Annotated in this window: 22 protein-coding genes; 11 read left to right on the forward strand and 11 right to left on the reverse strand. The window is 29.1% G+C overall.

Going from position 1 to position 25453, the window contains the following annotated elements; genetic code table 11:
- Nucleotides 1-69 precede the first annotated feature (69 nt).
- The 8 genes from ACZ5QM_RS00650 (at nt 70) to ACZ5QM_RS00685 (ending at nt 8935) form a co-directional block, all read left to right on the forward strand.
- Nucleotides 70-744 (forward strand): 2-C-methyl-D-erythritol 4-phosphate cytidylyltransferase, encoded by a 675-nt coding sequence (locus ACZ5QM_RS00650; protein ID WP_464182937.1) that lies wholly within the window; start codon nt 70-72, stop codon nt 742-744.
- Nucleotides 741-2834, forward strand: a complete 2094-nt coding sequence (recG, locus tag ACZ5QM_RS00655) for an ATP-dependent DNA helicase RecG (protein ID WP_464182938.1) — start codon at nt 741-743, stop codon at nt 2832-2834. Before ACZ5QM_RS00650 ends, recG begins: the two co-directional genes overlap by 4 nt.
- A 101-nt stretch (nt 2835-2935) precedes the next feature.
- Entirely contained in the window at nt 2936-3079 is a 144-nt protein-coding gene (gene rpmH / locus ACZ5QM_RS00660; protein ID WP_464182940.1) for a 50S ribosomal protein L34, read from the forward strand.
- A 102-nt stretch (nt 3080-3181) separates the two neighbouring features.
- Complete coding sequence (locus ACZ5QM_RS00665) at nt 3182-3787, forward strand: PASTA domain-containing protein (RefSeq protein WP_464182942.1); 606 nt, start codon at nt 3182-3184, stop codon at nt 3785-3787.
- Nucleotides 3788-3833: 46 nt separating this feature from the next.
- Entirely contained in the window at nt 3834-4835 is a 1002-nt protein-coding gene (locus ACZ5QM_RS00670; protein WP_464182943.1) for an RluA family pseudouridine synthase, read from the forward strand.
- A gap of 7 nt (nt 4836-4842) precedes the next feature.
- Entirely contained in the window at nt 4843-5814 is a 972-nt protein-coding gene (locus ACZ5QM_RS00675; RefSeq protein ID WP_464182945.1) for a D-alanine--D-alanine ligase, read from the forward strand.
- An 11-nt stretch (nt 5815-5825) separates the two neighbouring features.
- Entirely contained in the window at nt 5826-6980 is a 1155-nt protein-coding gene (locus ACZ5QM_RS00680; RefSeq protein ID WP_464182947.1) for a 1-acyl-sn-glycerol-3-phosphate acyltransferase, read from the forward strand.
- Nucleotides 6977-8935, forward strand: coding sequence for an NAD(+) synthase (locus ACZ5QM_RS00685; protein WP_464203018.1), 1959 nt, complete (start codon nt 6977-6979; stop codon nt 8933-8935). Before ACZ5QM_RS00680 ends, ACZ5QM_RS00685 begins: the two co-directional genes overlap by 4 nt.
- On the opposite strand, the gene ACZ5QM_RS00690 is transcribed toward ACZ5QM_RS00685, so the two are convergent.
- The 8 genes from ACZ5QM_RS00690 to ACZ5QM_RS00725 form a co-directional block, all read right to left on the reverse strand.
- On the reverse strand, nt 8919-9767 hold the full coding sequence (locus ACZ5QM_RS00690) for a peptidoglycan DD-metalloendopeptidase family protein (RefSeq protein WP_464203019.1): 849 nt from the start codon (nt 9765-9767) through the stop codon (nt 8919-8921). The genes ACZ5QM_RS00685 and ACZ5QM_RS00690 overlap by 17 nt on opposite strands.
- A gap of 89 nt (nt 9768-9856) precedes the next feature.
- Entirely contained in the window at nt 9857-10318 is a 462-nt protein-coding gene (gene ndk, locus ACZ5QM_RS00695; protein ID WP_464182952.1) for a nucleoside-diphosphate kinase, read from the reverse strand.
- A 422-nt stretch (nt 10319-10740) separates the two neighbouring features.
- The gene (dusB, locus tag ACZ5QM_RS00700) at nt 10741-11742 is read right to left on the reverse strand and encodes a tRNA dihydrouridine synthase DusB (RefSeq protein ID WP_464182953.1); all 1002 of its coding nucleotides are present in this window, start codon (nt 11740-11742) and stop codon (nt 10741-10743) included.
- A 976-nt stretch (nt 11743-12718) separates the two neighbouring features.
- Nucleotides 12719-13672 (reverse strand): signal recognition particle-docking protein FtsY, encoded by a 954-nt coding sequence (gene ftsY / locus ACZ5QM_RS00705; RefSeq protein ID WP_464182954.1) that lies wholly within the window; start codon nt 13670-13672, stop codon nt 12719-12721.
- Between the two features lie 125 nt (nt 13673-13797).
- The gene (locus ACZ5QM_RS00710; RefSeq protein ID WP_464182956.1) at nt 13798-13956 is read right to left on the reverse strand and encodes a DUF4295 domain-containing protein; all 159 of its coding nucleotides are present in this window, start codon (nt 13954-13956) and stop codon (nt 13798-13800) included.
- Between the two features lie 2 nt (nt 13957-13958).
- Entirely contained in the window at nt 13959-14147 is a 189-nt protein-coding gene (gene rpmG / locus ACZ5QM_RS00715) for a 50S ribosomal protein L33 (RefSeq protein ID WP_464182958.1), read from the reverse strand.
- A 2-nt stretch (nt 14148-14149) separates the two neighbouring features.
- Nucleotides 14150-14392 carry a 50S ribosomal protein L28 gene (gene rpmB, locus ACZ5QM_RS00720; protein WP_464182959.1) on the reverse strand — a complete coding sequence of 81 codons (243 nt, stop codon included), beginning with the start codon at nt 14390-14392 and terminating at the stop codon, nt 14150-14152.
- Between the two features lie 660 nt (nt 14393-15052).
- Entirely contained in the window at nt 15053-15916 is an 864-nt protein-coding gene (locus ACZ5QM_RS00725) for a 4-hydroxy-3-methylbut-2-enyl diphosphate reductase (protein ID WP_464182961.1), read from the reverse strand.
- A 103-nt stretch (nt 15917-16019) separates the two neighbouring features.
- Here ACZ5QM_RS00725 and der point away from each other — a divergent pair, with 103 nt between their 5' ends.
- The 3 genes from der (at nt 16020) to priA (ending at nt 20463) form a co-directional block, all read left to right on the forward strand.
- The gene (gene der / locus ACZ5QM_RS00730) at nt 16020-17333 is read left to right on the forward strand and encodes a ribosome biogenesis GTPase Der (RefSeq protein WP_464182963.1); all 1314 of its coding nucleotides are present in this window, start codon (nt 16020-16022) and stop codon (nt 17331-17333) included.
- A 378-nt stretch (nt 17334-17711) separates the two neighbouring features.
- A complete protein-coding gene (locus ACZ5QM_RS00735; protein WP_464182965.1) occupies nt 17712-18329 on the forward strand; it encodes a ribonuclease H1 domain-containing protein in 618 nt (205 codons plus the stop codon).
- Nucleotides 18295-20463 (forward strand): replication restart helicase PriA, encoded by a 2169-nt coding sequence (priA, locus tag ACZ5QM_RS00740; RefSeq protein WP_464182966.1) that lies wholly within the window; start codon nt 18295-18297, stop codon nt 20461-20463. The genes ACZ5QM_RS00735 and priA overlap by 35 nt, the downstream gene beginning before the upstream one ends.
- 648 nt (nt 20464-21111) lie before the next feature.
- Here priA and ACZ5QM_RS00745 read toward each other — a convergent pair.
- From ACZ5QM_RS00745 to ACZ5QM_RS00755, 3 genes are all read right to left on the reverse strand, one after another.
- Nucleotides 21112-23628 (reverse strand): YfhO family protein, encoded by a 2517-nt coding sequence (locus ACZ5QM_RS00745; protein WP_464182967.1) that lies wholly within the window; start codon nt 23626-23628, stop codon nt 21112-21114.
- A 1-nt stretch (nt 23629) separates the two neighbouring features.
- Entirely contained in the window at nt 23630-24418 is a 789-nt protein-coding gene (locus tag ACZ5QM_RS00750) for a glycosyltransferase family 2 protein (RefSeq protein ID WP_464182969.1), read from the reverse strand.
- 79 nt (nt 24419-24497) lie between these two features.
- Nucleotides 24498-25451, reverse strand: a complete 954-nt coding sequence (locus ACZ5QM_RS00755; RefSeq protein ID WP_464182970.1) for a Rossmann-fold NAD(P)-binding domain-containing protein — start codon at nt 25449-25451, stop codon at nt 24498-24500.
- Nucleotides 25452-25453 lie beyond the last annotated feature (2 nt).

Genomic DNA, 25453 nt, shown 5'->3' on the forward strand with positions numbered 1-25453 from the left:
TTTTACATAGTTTTGATTTTAATATGTATATTTCAAAAAGAAAATTTTAATAATTATGAATTACTCAATATGAAACAAAAATATGTTATTATAGTCGCTGGAGGAAGTGGAATACGAATGAAAACAGCTATTCCCAAGCAATTTCTTTTATTAAAAGGCAAACCTATACTAATGCATACTATAGAAGTATTTTATCATTACGATCCTAATATTCATATTATATTAGTATTATCAGAAAAACAAAAAAAATATTGGAATTCCCTTTGTAAAAAGTATAAATTTGAAATTTTCCATCATATAATTAAAGGAGGTATAAATCGCTTTTATTCTGTAAAAAATGGATTATTTTTAGTTAAAAAAAAATGTTTAGTAGCTGTTCATGACGGAGTACGCCCATTAGTTAGAGAAAATCTGATTTCCAAAGCTTTTGAAATAGCAAAAAAAATACCAGCCGTTTATCCCGCAATTCCGGTAACAGATACACTAAGAAAAATTACAAGTGAAAATAACATAGGAATGAATCGTTCTGAATTTTATTTAGTTCAAACACCTCAAGTTTTCTTATCAGACATATTAATCAATGCTTACGAAAGAACATCTTCTGATCATTTTACAGATGATATCTCTGTAATAGAATCAGAAAAAGTCTGTACACCAGCAATGATTAAAGGTAGCAATAGTAATATAAAAATTACCACACCAATTGATTTGCTAATTGCAGAAGCACTAATTTACCATACATGAATATAAACCAGCATATAATAACTTTACCTGGTATAGGACACCAAAAAGCAAAAATTCTTAAAGAAGAAATTAATGTCGTTTCTTGTCAAGATATGATTTATTATTTTCCATATCAATATATAAACCGAAGTCAAATCATCAAAATTTGCAAAATTGATAGAAAAATGAATTTTATCCAAATAAAAGGGAAAATACACAGCTATAAATATTTAGGGAAAGAAAGTTCTCGCCGGCTAACTGCTAATTTTTATGATGGAACTGGAACCATAGAATTAGTTTGGTTTAAATCACTCAACTGGATACCTATTTTATACAAAATAGAAACAGAATATATTTTATTCGGTAAACCTGTCTTTTTTGGAAAGTACATCTCAATTCCACACCCTGAATTAGAGCTAGAAAGCAAATTTTATGAGGGAAAAGTCGGTATACAAGGGGAATACCATACAACAAAAAAAATGAAAAATTTTTTTTTACATTCTCATACTATAAGACAGATTATTATACAAATATTGAGGAATATCAAGACTCCCCTTTCAGAAACATTAAACAAAGAAATCATAGATGAACATCACTTAATATCTTTAGACAAAGCTATTCGAAATATCCATTTCCCAAAGTCTAACGATCTGTTACAACAAGCCAAATATCGTCTAAAATTTGAAGAACTTTTTTACTTACAACTTAATATTTTGTCTGCTTCCAAATACAGAGAAAAAAAATCAAGTGGGTTTTGTTTCAAAAAAGTAGGAGATTATTTTAATAATTTTTATAAAAAAAATCTTCCTTTTGAATTAACTAATGCACAAAAGAAAGTAATTAGAGAAATCAGAAAAAATACAAACACTGGAAAACAAATGAATCGTTTGTTACAAGGGGATGTAGGAAGCGGAAAAACGTTGGTAGCATTATTGTCTATTCTCTTAGCAATGGATAATGGATTCCAAGGAGCGATCATGGCACCTACAGAAATTTTAGCAGAACAACACTATAAGACTATCAGTCATTTTGTAGAAGGATTAGGTATAGAATTAGCTTTACTAACAGGTTCTACAAAAAAAAAAATACGAGAAAAAATTCTATCAAAGATTAAAAATGGAGAAATACAACTCTTAATTGGTACGCATACTTTGATTGAAGATACAGTTGAATTTTTCAATCTTGGATTAATAGTAGTAGACGAACAGCACCGATTTGGAGTAACACAGAGAGCTAATCTTTGGAATAAAAATATTATTCCTCCACATGTGCTAGTTATGACTGCAACCCCTATTCCCCGTACACTAGCAATGACTATTTACGGAGATTTAAATGTGTCTATTATAGATGAACTCCCTCCTGGGAGAAAACCAGTAAAAACCTACCATATTTATGACGAAAAAAGATATAAAGTGTATAAACTCATACATAAGCATCTAAAGATGGGAAAACAGGTTTATATTGTTTACCCTTTAATAGAAAAAAATGAAAAAATAGATTTAAAAAATCTAAAAGAAGGGTTTAATACTATAAAGGAGGCATTCACCGAATACAATATTTGTATGATTCATGGAAAAATGAAACCAGAAGAGAAGGACAAAGAAATGCAAAAATTTGTTTCTGGGATAACACAAATAATGATCGCTACTACCACTATAGAAGTAGGAATAAATGTACCAAACGCTTCGATGATTATCATAGAAAATGCCGAGTACTTTGGATTGTCTCAATTGCATCAATTGCGCGGAAGAGTAGGACGCTGTTCAGAACAGTCTTTATGTATTTTAATAACTCGTTATAAATTATCAGAAAATGCTCGTAAACGTCTTATTATAATAACTGAAACCAACAATGGATTTATTATTGCAGAAAAAGATTTGAAACTTCGTGGTCCAGGGAACATAAATGGAACACAGCAAAGTGGATTTTTATTCGACTTAAAAATAGCTAATCTCTCTCAAGATGGACAAATATTAAATTCTACACGTAATTTAGTCAGTAAGGTATTAGAATCTGATCTTACTCTTGAAAAACCACAAAACGTTTTACTAAAACAACAGTTACATGAAAGAAATGTAAAAGATCAAACAAAATTGTTTAGAATTAGTTAATTGTAAACAATACAAAAAATTAAATATTTTTTTTGATATTTTAGAAATTAATCCTACCTTTGCCGTCGCATAGAGTGTTAATTCAACAATGTAGTAAGGTCATGAAGCGAACATTTCAACCTTCCAACAGGAGGAGAAAAAATAAACATGGATTTCGCATTCGCATAAAAACGGTCAATGGAAATAAGGTATTAGCTTCACGTAGAGCAAAAGGACGGAAGAAGTTGACTGTATCTGATGAATAAAACAATTGAACAAAAAATGAATTTGAATAAAAAGGCAAATTAAATTTAATTTGCCTTTTTATTAGCTTTTTATAAATTTAATTAATAATTGTATCATTGATTGTGAAATTCTTTTCTAATATTTACGCAAAAAATGGAGTATTAGCAATAGCGATTTCTCTAATTATTATCATTTTTTTAATAAAATGGTTAGATGTTTATACAAGGCATGACCAACAAGTTGAAATCCCTGATGTGAGAGGTTTGCAAGTAAAAGAAATAGAAGATATTTTTAAACAAAAAAAATTGAGATATGTCATAGCCGATTCATTTTTTGTGAATAACAGTACTCCAGGAAGTATTTTGAATACTATTCCACCCATAGGGACTTGCGTTAAACCGAATCGAGTAATTTATCTTACAATTAGTTCTTTTAATGATTTGCTATTAACTATTCCGGAAATAAAAGATATGTCTCAAAAACAGGCTCGATTACTGCTACAATCCGTAGGATTTAAATATATACAAACAAAAAAAGTATCTGGAATATATAAAGATTTAGTTGTAGGAATAGAAAATAAAAAAGGAGACAAATTAGCCCCGGGTATCCATATATCAGCTAATGTTCCTCTATTTGTTTTAGTAAGTTCTGGTACAGAAGAAATATCTTCTTCCATAGAAGATAGTACAATAGTTATAGATAAACAATCGGAAGAATCTTGGTATTAAATAAAAAATATGTACCCTAATTAAAAATCAGTAATCTACTCATTCTATGCATGAATATTTTCGTTTTGTTGCTAAACAAAAACAAGATTTTTTAAGGGTAGACAAATTTTTAGCTAATAAAATTGCTGGTGCTTCTCGTAATTGCATTCAAAAAGCTGCTGAGGTAGGTTTTATTTATGCAAATAACTATTCCATAAAATCCAATTACAAAGTAAAACCTGGAGATGTAATAACTATTATAATACATAGACCTCGTAGACAATTTGAAATTGTCCCAGACCATATTCCTCTAAATATTGCTTATGAAGACGATGATATAATAGTGGTAGACAAACCGGCAGGGTTAGTTGTACACCCAGGAAATGGTAATTATACCGGAACATTGATGAACGCTATTGCAGGATATTATTTGTCAGCTACTGATAACGTACATCCTATTTTTTATGATGAAGAATTCCGATTAGGACTAGTACATAGAATTGATAAAAACACTTCCGGTTTATTAGTCATTGCTAAAAATCATAATGCCAAGACAAATTTAGGTATGCAGTTTCTTCAAAAAACTACTCAAAGAAATTATTGGGCACTAGTTTGGGGTAATATAAAAACAGAAGAAGGGACTATTAAATGTAACATTGGACGTAATTTACACAACAGAATGCTAATGGATGTATTCCCAAATGCCAACTATGGAAAACCAGCGATTACAAAATATAAAGTATTAGAACGATTTGGATATGTAACCTTAATTGAATGTAATTTAAAAACTGGACGTACTCACCAAATTCGCGTTCATATGAAACACATTGGGCATACATTATTTAATGATGAACATTACGGAGGGAGTGGAATACTAAAAGGTAATAATTATACAAAATATAGGCAATTTATTCGAAATTGTTTCGAAATATGCCAACGTCAAGCTCTACACGCACGAACGTTAAAATTTCTTCATCCTAAAACAAACGAAGAAATCTTTTTAGAAAGTCCTCTTCCAAAAGATATGACTCTATTAATTGAAAAATGGAGAAATTTCTCTAAAAATTGAATATGTTATGAAAAATATTGCAATAGTTGCTGGGGGATATTCTTCCGAGCATATGATTTCTCTGAAAAGTGCAAAAGAAATTTATTCTTTCATAGATAAAACAAGATACAATCCATACATTGTTTTGATAACAAGAGATGTGTGGATTGTTCAATGGGACGATAAAAAAAAAATCTTTATAAATAAAAATGATTTTAGCTTCATTTTTGAAGGAGAAAAAATACAATTTAATTTCGCATATATTACTATCCACGGCACACCTGGAGAAGATGGATTACTACAAGGATATTTAGATATGTTAAATATTCCTTATTCATGTTGTGGGGTTTTAGCATCTTCTCTCACATTCAATAAATATTATTGTAATAATTATTTAAAAGGATTTGGAGTAAAAATAGCAAAGTCTATTTTTCTAAAAAAAGGAGAAAAAATACTTCCTGAAAAAATAATCGACAAATTAGGACTGCCTTTATTTATTAAACCAAACAATAATGGATCAAGTTTTGGAATAACAAAAGTGACAAATATTATGCAAATACAATCAGCTATTTATAATGCCTTTATTGAAGGAGAGGGAGTACTTATTGAAAGTTTTATACCCGGGACAGAAGTGACTTGTGGTTGCTATAAAACAAAGGATAAACAAATAATTTTCCCAATTACAGAAATAATAAGTAAAAATGAATTTTTCGATTTTGATGCTAAATACAACCTTGGTAGAGCAGAAGAAATTACTCCAGCACACATATCAAAAAAGTTAACTAATGAAGTACAAACACTAACAGCACTTATCTATGACTGGATAGGAGCGAAGGGAATTATTCGTGTAGATTACATTATCTCCTCAGAAAAAGAAATAAAAATGTTAGAAGTAAATACCACTCCAGGTATGACCAATACAAGTTTCATCCCAAAGCAAGTACGTGCTGCTGGATTAGATATTAAAGAACTGTTAACCGAAATAATAGAATCTGCATAAATAAATATTCAATGAATAAATTTGATGATATACGTTCTTATTGTGATGCAGAAGTGATTCCTACAATTCATCGTTTAATAAATGATCCATATTTTAAGCAAACAACAAATTTTTTTTTCCCTCAAAAGAGTTGGGAAGAAATAAAAACTTTAATGGAAAGTTGTAAAACAATAAGAGAATTTCAGCATAATGTTATTATAAAAACTGCTTACGATATAATTGATAGAACAGCAAAAAACGTAAGTAGTTACGGTATAGAAAATTTATCAAAAAATGAGCCTTGTACTTTTATCTCCAATCATAGAGATATCATTTTGGATGCGAGCATCCTTTGCATATTCCTTATTCAAGGAAATTACGAAACAGTAGAAATAGCTATCGGTGATAATTTATTAGCACACGCATGGATTGAAGATATAGTAAGATTAAACAAAAGTTTTATTGTTAAACGTACTCCAGATTTCCACAAAATATTGGAAGTGGCTATACATCTTTCTCAATACATTCACTTTGTTATTAAAGAAAAAAAAGAGTCTATTTGGATTGCACAACGAGAAGGCAGAGCTAAAAATGCTAATGATAGGACTCAGGAAGCTATATTAAAAATGCTTACAAAAAGTAATAATACATCTTTAGAGAGAAGTATTAAAGAATTAAATATAATTCCACTTGCTTTGTCATACGAATATGATCCTTGTGATTTTTTGAAAGCTAAAGAAGCTCAACAGAAACGAGATAATCCAAAATTTAAAAAAAAACAAGAGGATGATTTTATAAACATGGAAACAGGATTATTCGGATATAAAGGAAATATTCATTTCCAATTAGGAAAATCAATTAATTCGTTACTAGAAAAAAAAGATATACAACAATCTAAAGGAGAATTAATATCGAAATTAGCTTCTTTAATTGATACAGAAATATTCCTAAACTATAAGTTTTTCCCCATTAATTACATTGCTTATGATAAACTCTGGGGAGATAAAAGTCATTTCATAGAAAAATATACGAGTAAAGATATAAAAATTTTTGAAGCGTACTTAAGTCAACAATTAGAAAAAATAAGTTTGAAAAATAAAGATATTTCTTTTTTAAGAGAAAGAATATTGGAGATATATGCTTATCCACTTAAAAATCATATAATAGCAAAAAAGGAGAGGAAATGAGAAATTATGGTTTTTTTAGAATTGCAGCAGCTATTCCAAAATTAAAAGTAGCCGATTGCAGTTTTAATATCCAACAAATAGAAAAACTTATAATTGATGCTAACGATAAAAGAGTTCAAGTAGTCTGTTTCCCTGAGCTATCTGTTTCATCTTATACATGTGGAGACTTATTTTTACAAAGAACTTTGATTGAAGGAACAGAAAAATTTTTAAAAAAATTATTGAAAGAGGTTAAAAATTTACCTATCTGCTTTATTGTTGGAGCTCCTATAGAATATAATTCTAAACTGTATAATTGTGCTATTGTTTGTCAATACGGAAAAATAAAAGGAATTGTTCCTAAATCGTATCTACCAAATTACTCTGAATTTTACGAAAAACGCTGGTTCTATCCTTATATGAGTAATGAATTTACAATTATTACTTATGCTGATAATACTGTCCCTTTCGGTACAAATTTATTATTTAGTTTGAATTCAGAACCTATAAAATTTTCCATAGAAATTTGTGAAGATCTTTGGTCAGTCATACCTCCTTCTTCCTATCATGCTATGGCTGGAGCACAATTAATTTTTAATCTGTCAGCAAGTGATGAATTAATAGGAAAACAACGATACGTAAAATCTTTAATTAGTCAACAATCAGCTCGTTGCCATACAGCTTATGTATATGCTTCAGCTGGATTTGGAGAATCTACTACTGATTTAGTGTATTCTGGTAATGCTTATATCTATGAAAACGGTAAATTATTAATAGAAGCTAATCATTTTCAGTTCCATGAACAACTAGTTATTTGTGAAATCGATGGTGAGTTATTAAACTCAGAAAGGAGAAAAAATACAAGCTTTATTGGACAATTACCTATTGTCAATAATTACAAACATATAATTATTCATCAGCATTCAGTTACAAGTTCTCTCAAATTAAAAAGAACTATAAATCCAACGCCATTTATACCTTTATCAAAAAATTATAATGAAAGTTATGAAGAAATTTTTTCAATTCAGATTTCTGGATTAGCTAAGAGAATAATACATACAAAGGCTCAATCTTTGATTATAGGAGTATCTGGAGGATTGGATTCTACTCTAGCTCTATTAATTTGTGTCAAAACAATAGATAAATTAGGGTTATCTCGAAAAATAATTTGTGGAGTGACCATGCCATGTTTTGGAACCTCTCCGAGAACACATAGAAACGCTTTATCTTTAATAAAAATTTTAGGAATTAATACTCAAGAAATTGATATTATTTCAGCTTGTAGCAAACATTTTAAAGACATAGGACATAGTTGCAGTATTCACGATGTAACTTACGAGAATGCACAAGCACGTGAACGAACTCAAATTTTGATGAGTCTGGCAAATCAACAAAAAGGTATTGTAGTAGGAACAAGTGATATGTCAGAATTAGCATTAGGATGGACTACTTATAATGGTGACCATATGTCAATGTATGGAGTAAACATAGGAATCCCTAAGACTTTAATTCATCATTTAGTTGAATGGATAGCAGATACTCAATTGAAGGAATCTGATAAGATTGTGTTATCAGATATAATTAGTACCCCCATTACTCCAGAGTTACTACCTATCGACGGAAAAGAACAAACAACTCAATTTACCGAAAATATAATTGGGCCATACAAATTGCACGATTTTTTTCTATACTATACATTACGCTATGGATTTACACCAAGTAAAATATATTTTCTTGCAAAACATGCCTTTTTTAATACATACTCAAATGATATTATTTTAAAATGGATGAGAATTTTTTATAGACGTTTTTTTAAAAATCAATTTAAACGAAATTGCTTGCCTGACGGCCCTAAGGTTGGGTCAGTGAGTCTATCTCCAAGAGGAGACTGGAGAATGCCAAGCGATGCAATTGTAGACTTATGGATAAAAGAAATAGATACTTTAGATCAAAAACCTTTTACAAAACCCGAATAGAATCCCCATCACGTAATTTAGCATTAGATTTTATCTTATTAATTTTACAAATCTTATTAACAGTCGTATTGTATTTTTTAGCAATTGCATCTAGTGTATCACCCTGCAAAATACGGTGATGATAGGAGGAATTGCTGTTTTTCCACCTATTAAATTGATTCTGTGAATTAATAATTCTCTTTCCTGATTTGTCTTTTATATAAACATATATATCATCCTTGAGAGACAATTCATCAAAATTAATTATTTCAGCTGGATTTATAGTATTACCCAAAAAACGAAACTCAAAATGAAGGTGAGAACCGTGAGAACGTCCTGTATTCCCACCTAACCCTATTGGTTGCCCAGCCTTTACATTTTGCTCCTGTTCTACTAGAAATTGAGAGAGATGTCCATAGACTGTTTCTAATCCATTTGAATGTCTCAGAACGAGATAATACCCATAACCTTTACAACTATATTTTCTTATTCTAACTTTACCATCAAATGCAGCGCAAATCGTATCTCCCACTTGAAGTTTAATATCGGTTCCATAATGGAACCTACTTCCACGAAATCCATAAGGAGAAGTCACTTTTCCTTTAACCGGCATTACAAAATCTGAAACATCCAAAATAAACGAATCTGGAACAGTAATACCTACATACGCCTGCAAAAAATTAGTATTCCAACTTTCTTCGTATAATTCATATGCAGGATACTCTTCTATATTATTTTCTGATTGAAAAAGCAGAAAATTTCTCAAGGTAGGAGTACATACTCCTTCACTTAACATTTTAGAATTTTCGAATTCTACTCGTCTCTTATTTTTTGAACGATTACTCGCTTGCACTTTTTCAAAAAAAAACAAAAATAAAATTACCCATAATAAATTTATTATAAACAGTTTAACCATTTTTTTATTACATTTTATTCAATATCCTACACTTCACCATTGGCATATAAACTTGATGACAGTACTGAATTATATGTATATAGTTCTTTTTCGTTAAAAAATCTTTTCAATTCAGTATTAGCCATCTCGATGGAATCTGAAGCATGAACAACATTTTCTTGCATACTCATACTATAATCTCCTCGTATTGTTCCAGGTGAAGCATCACGAGAGTTTGTAATACCAATAATTTTCCTTACAACTTTCACCACATCAACTCCTTCCAAACAACAAACAACTACAGGACAAACTTTCATCGATTTTTTAAACTGTTGAAAAAATGGTTTTCCCTGTAAATGTATGTAATGTTCATTTAGTACTTCATCAGTTAACCAGACCATCTTCATACCTACAAGCATTAATCCTTTTTTTTCAAAACGATTAATTATTTCACCTATTAATTTTCTCTGTACAATACTCGGTTTAAGAATAACAAATGTCCTCTCCATATTTTTTCACTAAAATTCTTATTAAAATAGTGAACAAAAAACTTTTTCTCAATAAAACAAATACTCAATACTAATTTGATCAATAATATAATTAATATTTTTACCATCTCCCTTTCATCGTAGTAAAAACTATATTCTCTATTTTTTTCTGGGAAAATCTACAAAGCTCAACTTATTGTAGATAAAATTCTAATAAACACTTTAAAACTATAGACCTGTATTTTATACAGACCTGTACAGATAAATTAAGACTCTATATCCTAAGTTAATTTTTCTATTTCTTTCTTTATTTACTAAAATTTCTGTCCCATACAGACAAATCAAAAAGTTATGACTAATATTCCTTTTAGAAGCATTTCACAAAACAAATTCAAATTAAATTTTACAACTTTGAAAATTTGTATTAAACATTTGTATTTTGATTAGGAAAAAATTGAAATATTATCCATTATTCTAAAAAGAGAAGATACTGTTATTGCTTGAAGCATAGCTATTTTTGTCGATTTAAAATTAGGTATTTCCTTAAAAATTGGGCTTACAGCAATATGCCTCCGACTATTCAAAATACCTTGCCTTTCGCCTAATTGAGATACATTTTGCAAAATTTGCTGTTTCAAAATGGATAAATAGTATTCAAATGATTTCTTCGGTGCTAGATTATCATACAACAAATAATGCTTTATCTCTTGAAAAATCCAAGGAGCTCCGATTGCTGCTCTTCCTATCATAACAGCATCCACTCCATATCGGTCAAATGCTTGTTTACACTGTTGAGGAGACGTAATATCTCCATTACCACAGATTGGTATATGCATACGGGGATTATTTTTTACTGCTCCAATCAGACTCCAATCTGCTTTACCTGTATACATCTGGGAACGAGTTCGTCCATGAATAGTTAGTAAGGCAATTCCCGTATCCTGTAATCGTTCTGCTAAATCAACAATGAGTTTATTATTTTCATCCCATCCTAAGCGAGTTTTTACCGTTATAGGAATGTTTACAGCACGAACTACTTGTTGGGTTATTTTAATCATTTTTTCTGGATCACGAAGCATTCCTGCACCAGAACCATTCCAAGCTATTTTTTTTACCGGACACCCAAAATTCAAATCTAAAAAATCAGGATATACTTCTTCACAAATACGAGCAGCCTCAACCATTGTATCATTATCTTGCCCATAAATTTGTATTGCAATAGGGTGTTCAGTATCATTAACTTCCAATTTTTTCTGAGTTTTTCCTATATGACAAATTAAAGAATTTGCAGAAATAAACTCAGTATAGACCATATCTGCCCCAAATGACTTACAAAGTGAACGAAAATAAATGTTTGTAACATTTTCCATTGGAGCAAGAATTATGGGTCGATTGGAAAAAAAAGAATGAAAAACAAAAGGTAAAGAATAATTATTTTTTTGCATATACTCTTTTTTTCTCGTTGAGAAATGGAAATTAATATTTTGTAAAAATTATAGAAAGTTCGAAATTTTTCAATTAAAAAAATTAACAACTATTGCATTCATTAAAAATTTAAACTCCGTTCATTTCACAGTCTTACGGATTACAATATTAGTAACATACACAACTACCCCCCCCATATAATTACGCATAATAAAACGTCCCCCTTAAATAAATTTGAACACAATTACTTCCTAAGTAAAGATGTTAACTTCATCAGCTATATCCAATAACAAAGTAAAAGTAGACGAACTATATTTAACATACCACTCTCTTTTTTCTTTTTTTTATTCTCGTATTCGTACCTTAATGCTGTAATTTGTTTACAACACACAAATTTACCTTTTCAGCATATGAAGAAAAAAATCATACAAAATACATTTAGCTCTATAATCATATCTAAAAATAAAAACTATATCAGATTTTTTTACTATTCAGTATCTATTAGTAAATATCCTTTATCAAGATAACCCCGATCACATCTCCTAAAATGACTGATGAATTAGCCTTCATTTTAAAATTTTTGTAATTACCAATATATCCATAAGTATCAGTCCTAACCATACAAACAATTTTTATATTCTCTATCTTTCTACAGAGATAGAAAGGAATTATCGAATATAGCAGAATTTATCTTCTTTTACTCGGTATAATTTATTTATCCATCATTAATCTAACAAAATATCCCCCCTTTATGGGGATAACATTTTCTAAATTTAGATAGAACACATCTAAATATTCTATCTAATCAGATAGAAACACAAAAAATTGTATCCATTCCTTCAAAAGGAAAATCTTGATAGTATCAAAATCACACTTAGACTATAATTTACTACAATCCAAGTATTTGTTTTGGCAAGTCGAACGATACAGAAGAATATATTATTTGCAAATTTTAAAGAATCACTGAAATTAATATTCTTATACTTAGAATGCATTTCATTGATTCAAAAATAAAGAATCAACGAATTCTTCATTTTTGAAGATTTGTAAGTCTTCTAATCCTTCTCCAATTCCAATATATTTTATTGGAATTTGCAGTCTATCAGAAATACCTATAACTACTCCTCCTTTGGCTGATCCATCTAATTTAGTAATTGCTAAAGCTGTTATTTCAGTTGCTTTAAAAAAATATTCTGCCTGATTATATGCATTTTGTCCTGTTGAACCATCCAATACTAATAATATCTCATGAGGAGCACCGACCCCCATATTTTTTATAACATTTTTGATTTTAGTTAGTTCATTCATCAAACTAACTTTGTTATGAAGCCTTCCAGCCGTATCTATAATAACTATGTCAGCATCATTAGCAATCGCCGATGTTAGCGTATCATACGCTACAGAAGCAGGATCTGCACCCATTTCTTGTTTTATAATAGATACACCTACACGCTCACTCCAGAAATTTAACTGTTCCACAGCAGCAGCTCGAAATGTATCTGCGGCTCCTAAAAAAACTTTTTTATCTTTTTTTTTAAAATAATAAGCTAACTTCCCAACAGTAGTCGTTTTTCCTACACCATTGCTTCCAACTACCATAATCACATAAGGCTTTTTACCATCAAAAAAAGCAAAATCCTCTGGTTCTTTATTGTTATACTGTAATATAAAACTGATTTCCTCTTTAAGAATAGATACTAATCCATTGGTATTTACATACTTATTTTGCACAATTCTGTTTTCTATCCGTTTAATGATCTTCAACGTTGTATCGACACCTATATCTGAAGTTATCAATACTTCTTCCAAACTATCAAGTATATCCTCATCTATTTTAGATTTACCAACAATAGTTCTTATTATTTTTTTTAAAATATTTTCTCTAGTTTTTGATAAACCCTTGGCTAAACTTTTTTTTCTATCTTTCGAAAAAGAATTTAAAAAACTCACTTAATTGTAATTAATTAAAAAACACTTCGTAAAAAACAACAAAAAACCAACTACCTACTAAATTGGAAGGAAATCTTTGTATGTATTTTTTTTAAAACTCAAAATATTTAACCTATACTATATATTCATACTTTTTTAAAAAAATCTTTTACAGATTCATTTAAAACCATTTCTTCCTTAAAGAAATAAGCTCCCGTTTTAGGAGATTTGAGCATTTTTATCACCTTAGAATAAGAGCGTCCTCCCGTTTTTTTTCGATACCCTGCAACAGTCTTTTTCGCCATGATTATTTGATTTCTTTATGAAGAGTCACTCTTTTCAAAACAGGATTATATTTCTTAAGCTCCAATCTATTTGTTGTGTTTTTTTTATTCTTCGTAGTAATATAACGGGATGTTCCGGGTACCCCACTCTCTTTATGTTCAACACATTCCAAAATCACTTGCACTCTGTTTCCTTTTACTTTCTTTGACATCCTTATCGTAGAATTAAATGCCCTCTTTTAGAAGCTCGTTTAATAGCTGCATCTAATCCAATTTTATTTATTATACGTAACCCATTAGCAGAAACACCAAGATTTATCCAACAACCTCTTTCTACCCAGTAGAACTTTTTAGAAAGAAAATTAATATTAAATTTTCTTTTTGTTTTGTGGTTAGAGTGCGCCACACTATTCCCTACAATTACTCTCTTTCCTGTGATTTGACAAATTTTCGACATACTCTTTATATAGCCCTATTTTAAAAAAAATCAACTAATTCCATTTGCATAACTAGACGTATCAAATATACGTAATTATTTTTTTTATCCAAAAGATTTATCATACTTTATTAAACACTTATTCAAATCTATCTATAAATTTATAATTCTTCAATATCCAATTTAAAGAACTTAAAAATTTTTATTGAAATGATTGAATTACTTATTAATAAGTAATTCATCTTAATGTTATTTTTTAATAAAATGTTTATAGATTTCTATCTCCAATTTTTATTCATCAATAGAAATTAGTTACAAAAAATTTTTCATCTTTCCAACTCACTAAATAATTTATTCAACATTCAGCATAGGCTGAACTTCGATAATTAAAACAAATTTCTGATTACTTAGCTAGATGAGTAATACTACTCAAGTAGTATTACTATTTTTCTGTATAAATAAAACTATAAGACTTTACTTGAAGGTGAGGATATTTACATAAAAACGAATGATTTTTTCAAATTGTCAACTCTTCTTTCTTTTCTACCCCGTATTGTTTAAAACAAGTAAAATTCTACATCAATAGATATTTTTATACTCTGTCTGAGGGAAAAATAAATGTAAAAATAATAGGCATAACAGTTTTTTAGCTATTATCGTACATAAAATATATTTTAACATTTAACGAAGCATCATTAATGATAAAGCAATTTTTTCCATTAACCATCTAGGGGTAGAGGTGGCTCCGCAAATGCCTATTGATTTTATTCTATTAAACCATACAGATTGAATATCTTTTTCATCGGAAATGAAAAAAGTATTCAAATTAACTCCTTTACATTCATTGAATAATGTCTTGCCGTTAGAACTTTTTCCTTCTGCTACAAATAATACAAGATTATGTTGTGCAGCAAATTTACGGATATAGTGTATCCGATTTGCCACTTGACAACAAATTGTATTAAACGGAGAAAATATTACAGAAGAGGTTATTTTACTCTCTATTTCTTTAACAATCTCTTTAAAATTATCTACAGACATAGTGGTCTGAGAGAATAGATAAATATTTCTTCTAAAATTTATTTGCTGAATGTCATTTTTACATTCAATTACAATTGCAGTCCCTTTAGTTTGTCCTACAAGAGCATTTATTTCTGCATGTCCAGTTTTTCCAAATATCACAATTTGCGATTTTTTTTTATCGAACGATTGATATAGTTCCTGAATCTTTTTTTGCAGTTGTAATACAACTGGACAAGTAGCATCTATGATATGAATATTATTTTGAATAGCTACTTCGTAAGTAGAAGGCGGTTCTCCATGCGCACGAAATAATACTTTTTTATTATATATTCTATTCAATCTTTCGTAGTTAATAGTTTTTAATCCTCGATTTTGCAATCGAGCTACTTCTTGACTGTTGTGAACAATATCACCTAAACAATATAATTCATTATTAGCTATCAATTCTTTTTCAGCTTTTTGAATAGCGTTCACTACTCCAAAACAAAAACCAGAATTACTATCTATCTCAATTATTTTCACTTTACCAACAATTGTATTGACAAAAATAAGTAGAATAAATAGAAACAGTTATCTTTGTTCAAAACGGTGAATTTTTATTTATTCGTACATTTCTAAATAATTTATGAGTAGTATAGTGGCAATTGTAGGAAGGCCTAATGTTGGGAAATCGACTTTATTTAATCGCTTGACCCAAAGTCATCAAGCTATTGTAAGTAAAGAAACAGGAACAACTCGCGACCGGCAATATGGAAAAGTAGAATGGTGCGGACAGGAATTCTCCATTATTGATACAGGTGGTTGGGTATTAAATGCCGGTGACATTTTTGAAAAAGAAATTAATAAACAAGTTCAAATTGCTATTGAAGAAGCGGATGTCATTTTGTTTTTAGTGGATGTTATGCATGGAACCATCGATTTAGATCAGCAAATAGCTGCTATTCTTCGAAAGGGAGAAAAACCAGTTATTCTTATCTCTAATAAGGCAGATAATTATGAGCTTCATTCTCAATCAGCAGAATTTTATGCATTCGGACTAGGAACCCCATACAATGTATCGGCAATTAATGGTTCAGGAACAGGAGAATTATTGGATTGCCTTATTTCTAACTTTACTAAAAAAACCGATAATAAAAAAGAAAATACAATTCCAGCTATCGCAATTGTAGGAAAGCCTAATGTTGGGAAATCATCTCTTATTAACGCTTTTACAAAAAAGGAACAAAATATCGTTACAAGCATTGCAGGAACTACTCGAGATTCTATTTATACACTTTACAATAAATTTGGATTAACATTTTATTTGGTAGACACTGCTGGAATCCGTAAGAAGAAAAAAGTTGAAGAGAATCTCGAGTACTATTCCATAATACGAGCTATTCGTGCTATTGAAAATTCAGATGTTTGCATCCTAATGATAGACGCTACACAAGGTATTGAAAACCAGGATGTCAGAATTTTTTCTTTAATACAAAGAAATAAAAAAGGGCTAATAATAGTAGTCAATAAATGGGATTTAGTTCAAAAAAAGAACCAAAATGTTATACGTGAGTTTAAGGACGCTATTTTTAAACGAATAGCTCCTTTTACTGATGTACCTATTCTCTTTTCTTCAGCACAAACCAAGCATCGGATATACAAAATATTACAGATTGCCAAAGAAATTTATAACATTCGTAAAACGAAAATTCCTACACCTCAATTAAATGAGATTTTACTCCCAATAATAGAAAAAACACCTCCTCCCACTAATAAAGGTAAAATAGTACGAATAAAATATATTATGCAACTTGCAAATACAATTATCCCAAGTTTTATTTTCTTTTGTAATCTTCCAAAGTGGGTAAAAGATCCTTATAAACGATTCCTCGAAAATCAGATACGAAAAAAATGGAAATTAACTGGAACTCCTATTAATATTTTCATGAAAGAAAAATGAACTATGTTTTTGATAAATATTATTAAAAAGTTTTAGAAAAAAATAATTACTCAAAGTATTACATTATAATAATCGTAACTTTGTCGGTTTTATCATTAGTAAAATAAATGCTGATATTATTGAAGAATATTACAACTTTTTCTCAAAAAAGTGCTATTTTCTTTTTACCAAATTATCAAATTAAGAAACTATCTATTTTCATAGATATTGTTTTATAGCATTTTTTTATTTAAAATAGACAGTAAAGTATTTTTGACTTAATCTCTAATAAATATTATTCAAATAATGATACTCATAAAGTTATTATACAACTAGTCTATTACCAGATAAAATAGATTCATTTGGTAGAGATAAATCTATTTTACCCTTTTATAATTTGTGAAAAACAATTTGAAGCAAAAATGGTATGTAGTTTGGCAAGGAATTAAACCTGGTATTTACGAAACATGGAATGAATGTAAAAAACAAACAAATGGATTTAATAGACCACTATACAAATCTTTTTCTTCTTGTCAAGAAGCTGAAAAAGCGTATAAATCTAACCCTCAGTTTTATATAAGAAGAAATAAAAAAGAAATATTAAGAAAAATTACTTACGATAGTTTATCTGTAGATGCATCTTGTATCGGTAATCCAGGAGATATAGAATATAGAGGTGTTTTTACAAAAACAAAAAAAGAAGTATTTCATGCGGGACCGTTTCAAAACGGAACCAACAATGTAGGAGAATTTTTAGCAATTGTACATGGTTTAGTATGGCTCAAGCAAAAAAAAATTTCTATACCCATTTATTCTGATAGTGAAACAGCTATTCTATGGGTTTATAATAAAAAATGCAAAACAAAGCTAAAAATTTGTAAAAGTAATAAATCTATTTTTTGTATGATTGAAAAAGCAGAAAAATGGCTGGAAAACAATAGTTACACAAACAAAATTCTAAAATGGAATACTAAAAAATGGGGTGAGATTTTGGCAGATTTTAACAGAAAAAAATAATGAACATTTTTTAAAAAAATGTTCATTAACCAAATGCAAAATATATTTTTTCGCATTCAATAAAACAACAGTAGGCAAAAAAAAACAATTTTTTAAAAGGCATAAATTTTATTTTAGTAATTTAGATAAAATTAATTTGTACATAGAAGTTATTTTACCGTTACCCTTAAATAAGACATTTACTTATTTTGTGCCTCCTGAAATGGAGGCACAAATTCTAATTGGGAATTTAGTATTAGTTAGTTTCGGAGAAAGTAACAAACATTATCGAGGAATAATTTTACGTATTGTTAAACACATCTCAACTCTAACTATTAATGCAAAAAAAATAAAACCAATAATATTGGTAGAAAGTTCTCAACCCATTTTCTGGCAATCACAACTGCATTTTTGGAAATGGATTTCTAATTATTATCTATGTACATTAGGCAAAATTTTAAGAACAACATTCCCTTCATCTTTTCGTATAGAAAAAAAACAATTGGAGAGACATAGAATAATACTGAAACCTTTCAGTAAATTGAACGAATTACAACAAAAAATATTTGACCAGATTATAGAAAAATTTCAAAAAAAAAATATCTGTCTTTTACATAAAAATATTTTTTTTGGAGAAATAGAAATTTATATTCATCTTATTAAAAAAAAATTAAAACAAGACAGGCAAGTATTATACCTTTTGCCAGAGATTACTTTAACAAAACAGATTACTAACCATTTAAAACAGTTTTTTGGTGACAAAGTATGTGTATACCATTCAAAAATAAATCCAAATAAACGAATAGAAATTTGGAATAGTCTCTTAAATGATAAGAGATATCAAATTATAGTGGGAGTCCATTCTTCTTTATTTTTGCCTTTTAAGAGTTTGGGATTAATAATTATAGATGAAGAACATGACCCAAGTTATAAACAACAAAAAACTACTCCTCGCTATCATGCTCGAAATGCAGCTATTTTTTTATCAACTATACACAATTCTAAAGTAATTTTAGGAAGTGCTACACCTTCAATAGAATCATTCTACAATACTCAAATAGGGAAATATGCTTACATTGAATTAAATGAATATACAGAGAAAATAAAAAAGCCATATATTATTCCAATAGATGTAAAGGAATTGAAACGAAAAAAGAAAATGAAAACTATATTTTCTCCTTTACTTATAGAACGTATGAAACAAAAATTAAAAAATGGAGAACAAATACTCTTATTTCAAAATCGAAGGGGCTTTGCATCGCATATTTCTTGTGAAATTTGTAATTGGACTCCTAAGTGTCATTTTTGTGATATTAGTCTTGTTTTTTATAAAAAAAGTAATCAACTAACTTGTCATTATTGCGGAAGAAATTATTTACTCCCTAAAAAATGTTTTGAATGTGGTAATCTTAATTTAAACCCAATTGGTTATGGTACAGAAAAAGTAGAAGAAGAAATCAAAACACTTTTCCCTAATATATCAGTTGATCGTATGGATTTTGATACAACTAAATTAAAGAAATCTTTGAAGAAAATTATTTTCAATTTTGAAACCGGGAAAACACAAATTTTAATTGGAACACAAATGATTTATAGGAGGCTGAGTATAAATAAAGTCGGATTAGTCGGTATACTTAATGCCGACACATTAATGAATTTTCCAGATTTTAGAGCATATGAACGAGCCTATCAACTACTAGTTCAAATAGTGGAAAAAATGAGAGGACAACAGATTCAGAGTGAAATTATACTTCAGACATCCAATCCAAATCATCCATTAATTGAAACAGTCCTACAACAAAACTATAAAAAGATGTATGATATACAAATAAAAGAACGAATATTATTTAAATATCCACCATTATTTCGGTTAATATACATTCTTCTCTATCATACTGTAGAAGAGATACTTTGCAAAATATCTGACAAATACGTTGATTTACTGAAATATAAACTGGGAGACAGAGTCATAGGTCACTATAAACCTGTAATAGGAAGGATAAAGAGCCTTTACATTCGGAACATACTTTTAAAGATCGAAATTAATGCTTCTTCAATTGCTTTGCGTAAAATATTAGAAGAAATCCATATACAGATACTCAGAATATCGGATTTTAAACATGTCATTGTCCACTATGATGTAGATCCTTTATAAACAAAATATTCCAAATCAAAAATTAACCTATCTATAACAGTATAAGAAAAATATCTAAGTTACAACGTAACTTTTTAGTTAAAAAACTTATCTTCTGAATTACAATCAATGAATAAATTTGTTGATTGTAATTCAGAAATCTTAAACTATTTTGATATACTCCAAATAAAATTAAGTCTAACTCTTCCTTGCTAACTAATAATCAAATTTAATATTTCGAATGAATAAATAACAAGAGGCTTTTCAGTATAATATTTTAAATATAAATCTATTTCCGTCTTCTTACAGACTCTTTCTAATCAAAAAAATGTCTGGTAGTATTAGTCATCCATATAACTTAGTCATAAGTATGTGTGATAACAATTCCTCAATGTAAATACAGCAAGAGCTAACACTTAAGGTTGAAGTATTACGGAAAGTACTTAATCTTAAGTACTTTTTTCGAATTTATTAATTATTTCACCTCGTATTAACTACACATTTGGGTTGCAACTAAATGTCTCCCCAAGTTTTTAGAAACCCAGTATTCCATCAATCACAAGCTCCAATGTATTCCACCCGTTTTTATACTCAAATGAGTGAAGTTATATGATTAATAGTATTGAATATTTCTGCAATCGAAAAATTACATAGATATAGTTTTTTTAGTTAATCTAGCTTTTCTATTTTTGTAAATTGAAAGTTTTCTTTTGATTTGTAAATCAATATTCCTATAAATCCTAATAAAATAATTAAAGAAGATATAGAACTAATTCGATTCAAGAAATTATATTTATCAGTTTCAAAACAAAATTCAACTGTATGTTGACCAGCAGGAATACATATTGCCCGTAGTATCCAATTTACACAAAAATGTTCAACAGGAACATTGTCTATAAATGACTTCCAACCATTTTTATAATAAATTTCAGAAAACACAGCAAACTGATCAAAAGACGTTGATGAATAATACTTTAAGTAATTAGGTTTATATTCTACCAATTGAATATAAGCCGTAGGATCAGGAACAATATTCCTAATTTTTACCGATTTAACAAAATCCCTACTTATAACTGCTGTTTGTCTTGGATTAATATTATTTAATGCTTTTATTTCTTGATCGGAATTATCGACAAAAACATACCTACTTACAAACCACGCATTTCCACCAGCATATAAATTAACAAGAGGTTTTTTATTAGGATGATAGATAACATATCTAGAATTCAACATATTTAGTGTGGGGGTATGCTTGAATACATTCTGCAATTTATCAAAAGAAATAGATGTTTGAAAAGCCGAATGTATAATATTTATTTCATTTATAATTCGATGATCTATTAACTCCTGATACTTCTTCAACTTTGCAGCATGGTATCCTCCAATAGATTTATGAAAATAAGATGTATTTGTTTCATTAAAAGTATTCGTGCTGATGTTTAAAACACGATAAGACAATGAAGTATCTCGCAGTATAAATTCATCTGCTACTGTCTTTTTATATGATTCAACAAGCTTTTGGCTAGAAAAAGATTTGCTATTGAGATAACGTTTATCTATTCCCCACATATCAATAGTAACCAAAAAAAATACTCCAGAACCAACAACAATTAATCCTAATTTTTTATTTTTGGATTGAAGAAAAAAGAATATTAAAACACTTGTCAATAATATAAAAAGAAAAGAACGTAAAGCATCATTCGATGCTAATAATCGCCTATCAGCTATTAAGGCCTCCATCAAAGGATGGCAATTAAATAGATACTGTTCATCTATTTGAGAACTAAATTTTAGAAAAAAAGTAGGCACTAACCAAACCAATAAACAAATACCTCCCGTAATAGAAAAAGACCAAATTAATGATTTTTTTATTTGCTTTAAATCTACTTTTTCATTTAATATTTGTTCTAATCCTAAAAAACCAATGAAAGGAAAAATCATACTGGGGATAACTAATGCCATAGAAGGAGTACGAAATTTGTTATACATTGGGAAATGATAAAACAAAAATTCATTCAACAACATAAAATTTTTCCCAAAAGACAAAAATATAAAAAACAGAGTAGCAAATACTATCCACCATTTAACAGGATTTTTAATTACACATATCCCTAAAACAAAAAGGAAGCAAACAACTGATCCAAAATACACAGGACCAGATGTAAAAGGTTGATTCCCCCAATAAGTTGGTGCTTTAATAGTTGGTCCTAATTTTTTTCCTAAAGATTTGTAAATCTTATAAAGATGAGAATTTCTATCTAAAGTTTCAACTGAAGCTCCTCCATAAGCATTAGGGATTAGTAAAGTGAATAATTCACCTCCTCCATAACTCCATGCAAAAGCATAATCTATATTTAGGCCTGAAGATTGTTTTTTATCTTTCTTTCCTTCTTTAAAAATAGTCAAATCGGATGATCCACGCGTACTTTCTTGAGATGCTTCATAATCAATACATAAATTACCAATAGAAGTAAGAGTAGCAAAAACAATAGAAAGAACCATTACACCGATCACTTTAGCAGAAAAAAAATATTTTTTCCGTTTTAATTCATTAATTATCAATCCTACAAAAAGAAAAACACAAAAAAGAAACAAATAATAAGTAATCTGTATGTGACCATTTAAAATAGAAAAACTAACTCCTAATGTAGAAAGAACAATTCCCCAAAGCCAACTTTTTTTAAAAAATAATTTTATTCCAGCTATTGTCAGAGGCATATAAGCAATAACATACATTTTTGTAATATGTCCTACATCTATAATAATAAAATTGTAAGACGAAAAAGCAAAAGCTATTGCACCTGTAACAGCTAACCACTGTTTTACACAAAAAACACACATTAGGATATAAAAACAAATAAGAGCTGTAAGTATCATACTTGCTCCAGCATAATCAATAGATTTGATAGGTTTTTCTAGATAAATTAAATAATTAGGCGAATCGCTACAAAAACGAGTCTGATAAGATGGCATTCCAGAAAACATCATACCAGACCATGCTGATATAACATTCTCTTTTTTATAATATTCATCTACATCAGTAGCCATGCCAACAACTTTTTGCATATCAGCTTGTTGTATGACTTTCCCTTGAAAAACACTTTGGGCAAAATAAATAGATACCAATATTAAAAATATAGTTATAGCAGCAATGTGAGAAAAAAGCTTTTTTATAACAAAATGCATTTTAACAACTATTAAAGATATATTTCAAGCATTTTTTCTTCAACAATTTATTGGTAAAAAATCGAACAGCAAACCAAATATGAACAATTAAAGTATATAGTGTTCCGTAACTTTTGCACATAATTTGGTAACGTTCTTTTAAAGATTCTATTCGGTTAGTCGTACTTATTCCAAATTCTAAAAAATTAGATAAAGTTAGATGCGTATTATAAATAAAATTAGCTTTTTTCATACATTGAATACACCAATCATAATCAGCTGCAAATTTGTATTTCAAATTATAGATTTCTGCTATCTCCCGTTTAACCAAAAAAGATTGGTGACAAACCAACATTCCTATGCGAAAATTTTGCCAATTTAATTTTTCAGGAGACTTCAAATGACGTATACCTAAAGGGTTACCTTTAAAATCTACAATTCCCGTTTCTCCATAAATTATATCAGGTAAATAATTTTCATCTAGTTTATTAACTATTTCTTGAACAGTATCTTCTGAATAAATCAAATCTCCAGCATTGAGAAACCAAACATAATTACCAGTAGCCAATTTTAATCCTTTGTTCATTGCATCGTAAAGTCCATTGTCTGATTCACTTATCCATTGACTAATTTGTGACTCATATTTTTTAATTATACTCAATGTCGCATCTGTAGAATCTCCGTCAACAATGATGTATTCAATTAAAAAAAGAGAGGAAGGAATAGCAAACTGAGAAATAACACTCTTAATCGTTCTTTCCAGCCATTGAGAAGCATTAAATGTGACAGTAATAATGGAAAATCTTAACATATAATTTTTATATTCAACGAATAAGAATTATTACTTACTAAAGTAGTAATTTAAATAAAGAGGACTATGAGTGGATTGTTTATAAATATTCTAACATACGTTTAAGTACTGCCTGACATGATATTTCTCGATTAGCGGCTTCTTGAATCACAATAGATTGAGGACTTTCAATTACTTCGTCAGTAACAACCATATTCCGTCGTACAGGCAAACAGTGCATAAATTTTGCGTGATTCGTTAAATTCATTTTAGTAGAATCTATTGTCCAACTTCTATCCTTATTTAAAACTTGTCCATAATGGGTATCTTCAAAAACTGCCCAATTTTTAGCATAAATAAAGTCTGCTCCTTCAAATGCCCTTTTCTGATCATACTCTATTGTTGCCCCTCGAGTAAATTGAGAATCTAATTCATAACCTTCAGGGTGGGTAATCACAAAATCCATATCAGCTTCATTCATAAAATCAGCAAACGAATTAGGAACAGCTTGAGGTAAAGCTTTAGGATGAGGAGCCCAGGAAAGAACTACCTTAGGACGAGCTCTTGTCTTAAACTCTTCAATAGTAATTAAGTCAGCAAAAGCTTGAAGAGGATGAGTGGTAGCTCCTTCCATACTAAAAACAGGTTTATTAGAATATCGTATAAATTGTTGAAGAATATTTTCACCATAATCATCTAATTTATTTTCAAATTTGGCAAATGAACGAACACCTATTACATCACAATAACATCCCATTACTGGTATAGCTTCTAAAATATGTTCAGGTTTATCTCCATCCATAACGACTCCCAGTTCAGTCTCCAATTGCCATGATCCACGATTAATATCTAATACCATCGTACTCATTCCTAAATTCATAGCTGCTTTTTGCGTACTTAATCGTGTCCGTAAACTAGAATTGAAAAAAACCATCAAAAGAGTTCTATTTTCCCCAAGTTTTTTATAAATAAAACGGTTTTTCTTAATTTCAAAAGCCTCTTTTACGGCAAAATTCAAATTTCCTAAATCTTTTACATTTATAAATACTTTCATGT

The sequence above is a fragment of the Azobacteroides sp. (SeqCode) genome, from assembly GCF_055395615.1.

Coding starts and splice junctions, on each gene's coding strand:
- ACZ5QM_RS00650 (WP_464182937.1), top strand. CDS start 70: ATGAAACAAAAATATGTTATTATAGTCGCTGGAGGAAGTGGAATACGA.
- recG (WP_464182938.1), top strand. CDS start 741: ATGAATATAAACCAGCATATAATAACTTTACCTGGTATAGGACACCAA.
- rpmH (WP_464182940.1), top strand. CDS start 2,936: ATGAAGCGAACATTTCAACCTTCCAACAGGAGGAGAAAAAATAAACAT.
- ACZ5QM_RS00670 (WP_464182943.1), top strand. CDS start 3,834: ATGCATGAATATTTTCGTTTTGTTGCTAAACAAAAACAAGATTTTTTA.
- ACZ5QM_RS00675 (WP_464182945.1), top strand. CDS start 4,843: ATGAAAAATATTGCAATAGTTGCTGGGGGATATTCTTCCGAGCATATG.
- ACZ5QM_RS00680 (WP_464182947.1), top strand. CDS start 5,826: ATGAATAAATTTGATGATATACGTTCTTATTGTGATGCAGAAGTGATT.
- ACZ5QM_RS00685 (WP_464203018.1), top strand. CDS start 6,977: ATGAGAAATTATGGTTTTTTTAGAATTGCAGCAGCTATTCCAAAATTA.
- ndk (WP_464182952.1), bottom strand. CDS start 10,318: ATGGAGAGGACATTTGTTATTCTTAAACCGAGTATTGTACAGAGAAAA.
- dusB (WP_464182953.1), bottom strand. CDS start 11,742: ATGCAAAAAAATAATTATTCTTTACCTTTTGTTTTTCATTCTTTTTTT.
- ACZ5QM_RS00710 (WP_464182956.1), bottom strand. CDS start 13,956: ATGGCGAAAAAGACTGTTGCAGGGTATCGAAAAAAAACGGGAGGACGC.
- rpmG (WP_464182958.1), bottom strand. CDS start 14,147: ATGTCAAAGAAAGTAAAAGGAAACAGAGTGCAAGTGATTTTGGAATGT.
- rpmB (WP_464182959.1), bottom strand. CDS start 14,392: ATGTCGAAAATTTGTCAAATCACAGGAAAGAGAGTAATTGTAGGGAAT.
- der (WP_464182963.1), top strand. CDS start 16,020: ATGAGTAGTATAGTGGCAATTGTAGGAAGGCCTAATGTTGGGAAATCG.
- ACZ5QM_RS00745 (WP_464182967.1), bottom strand. CDS start 23,628: ATGCATTTTGTTATAAAAAAGCTTTTTTCTCACATTGCTGCTATAACT.
- ACZ5QM_RS00750 (WP_464182969.1), bottom strand. CDS start 24,418: ATGTTAAGATTTTCCATTATTACTGTCACATTTAATGCTTCTCAATGG.
- ACZ5QM_RS00755 (WP_464182970.1), bottom strand. CDS start 25,451: ATGAAAGTATTTATAAATGTAAAAGATTTAGGAAATTTGAATTTTGCC.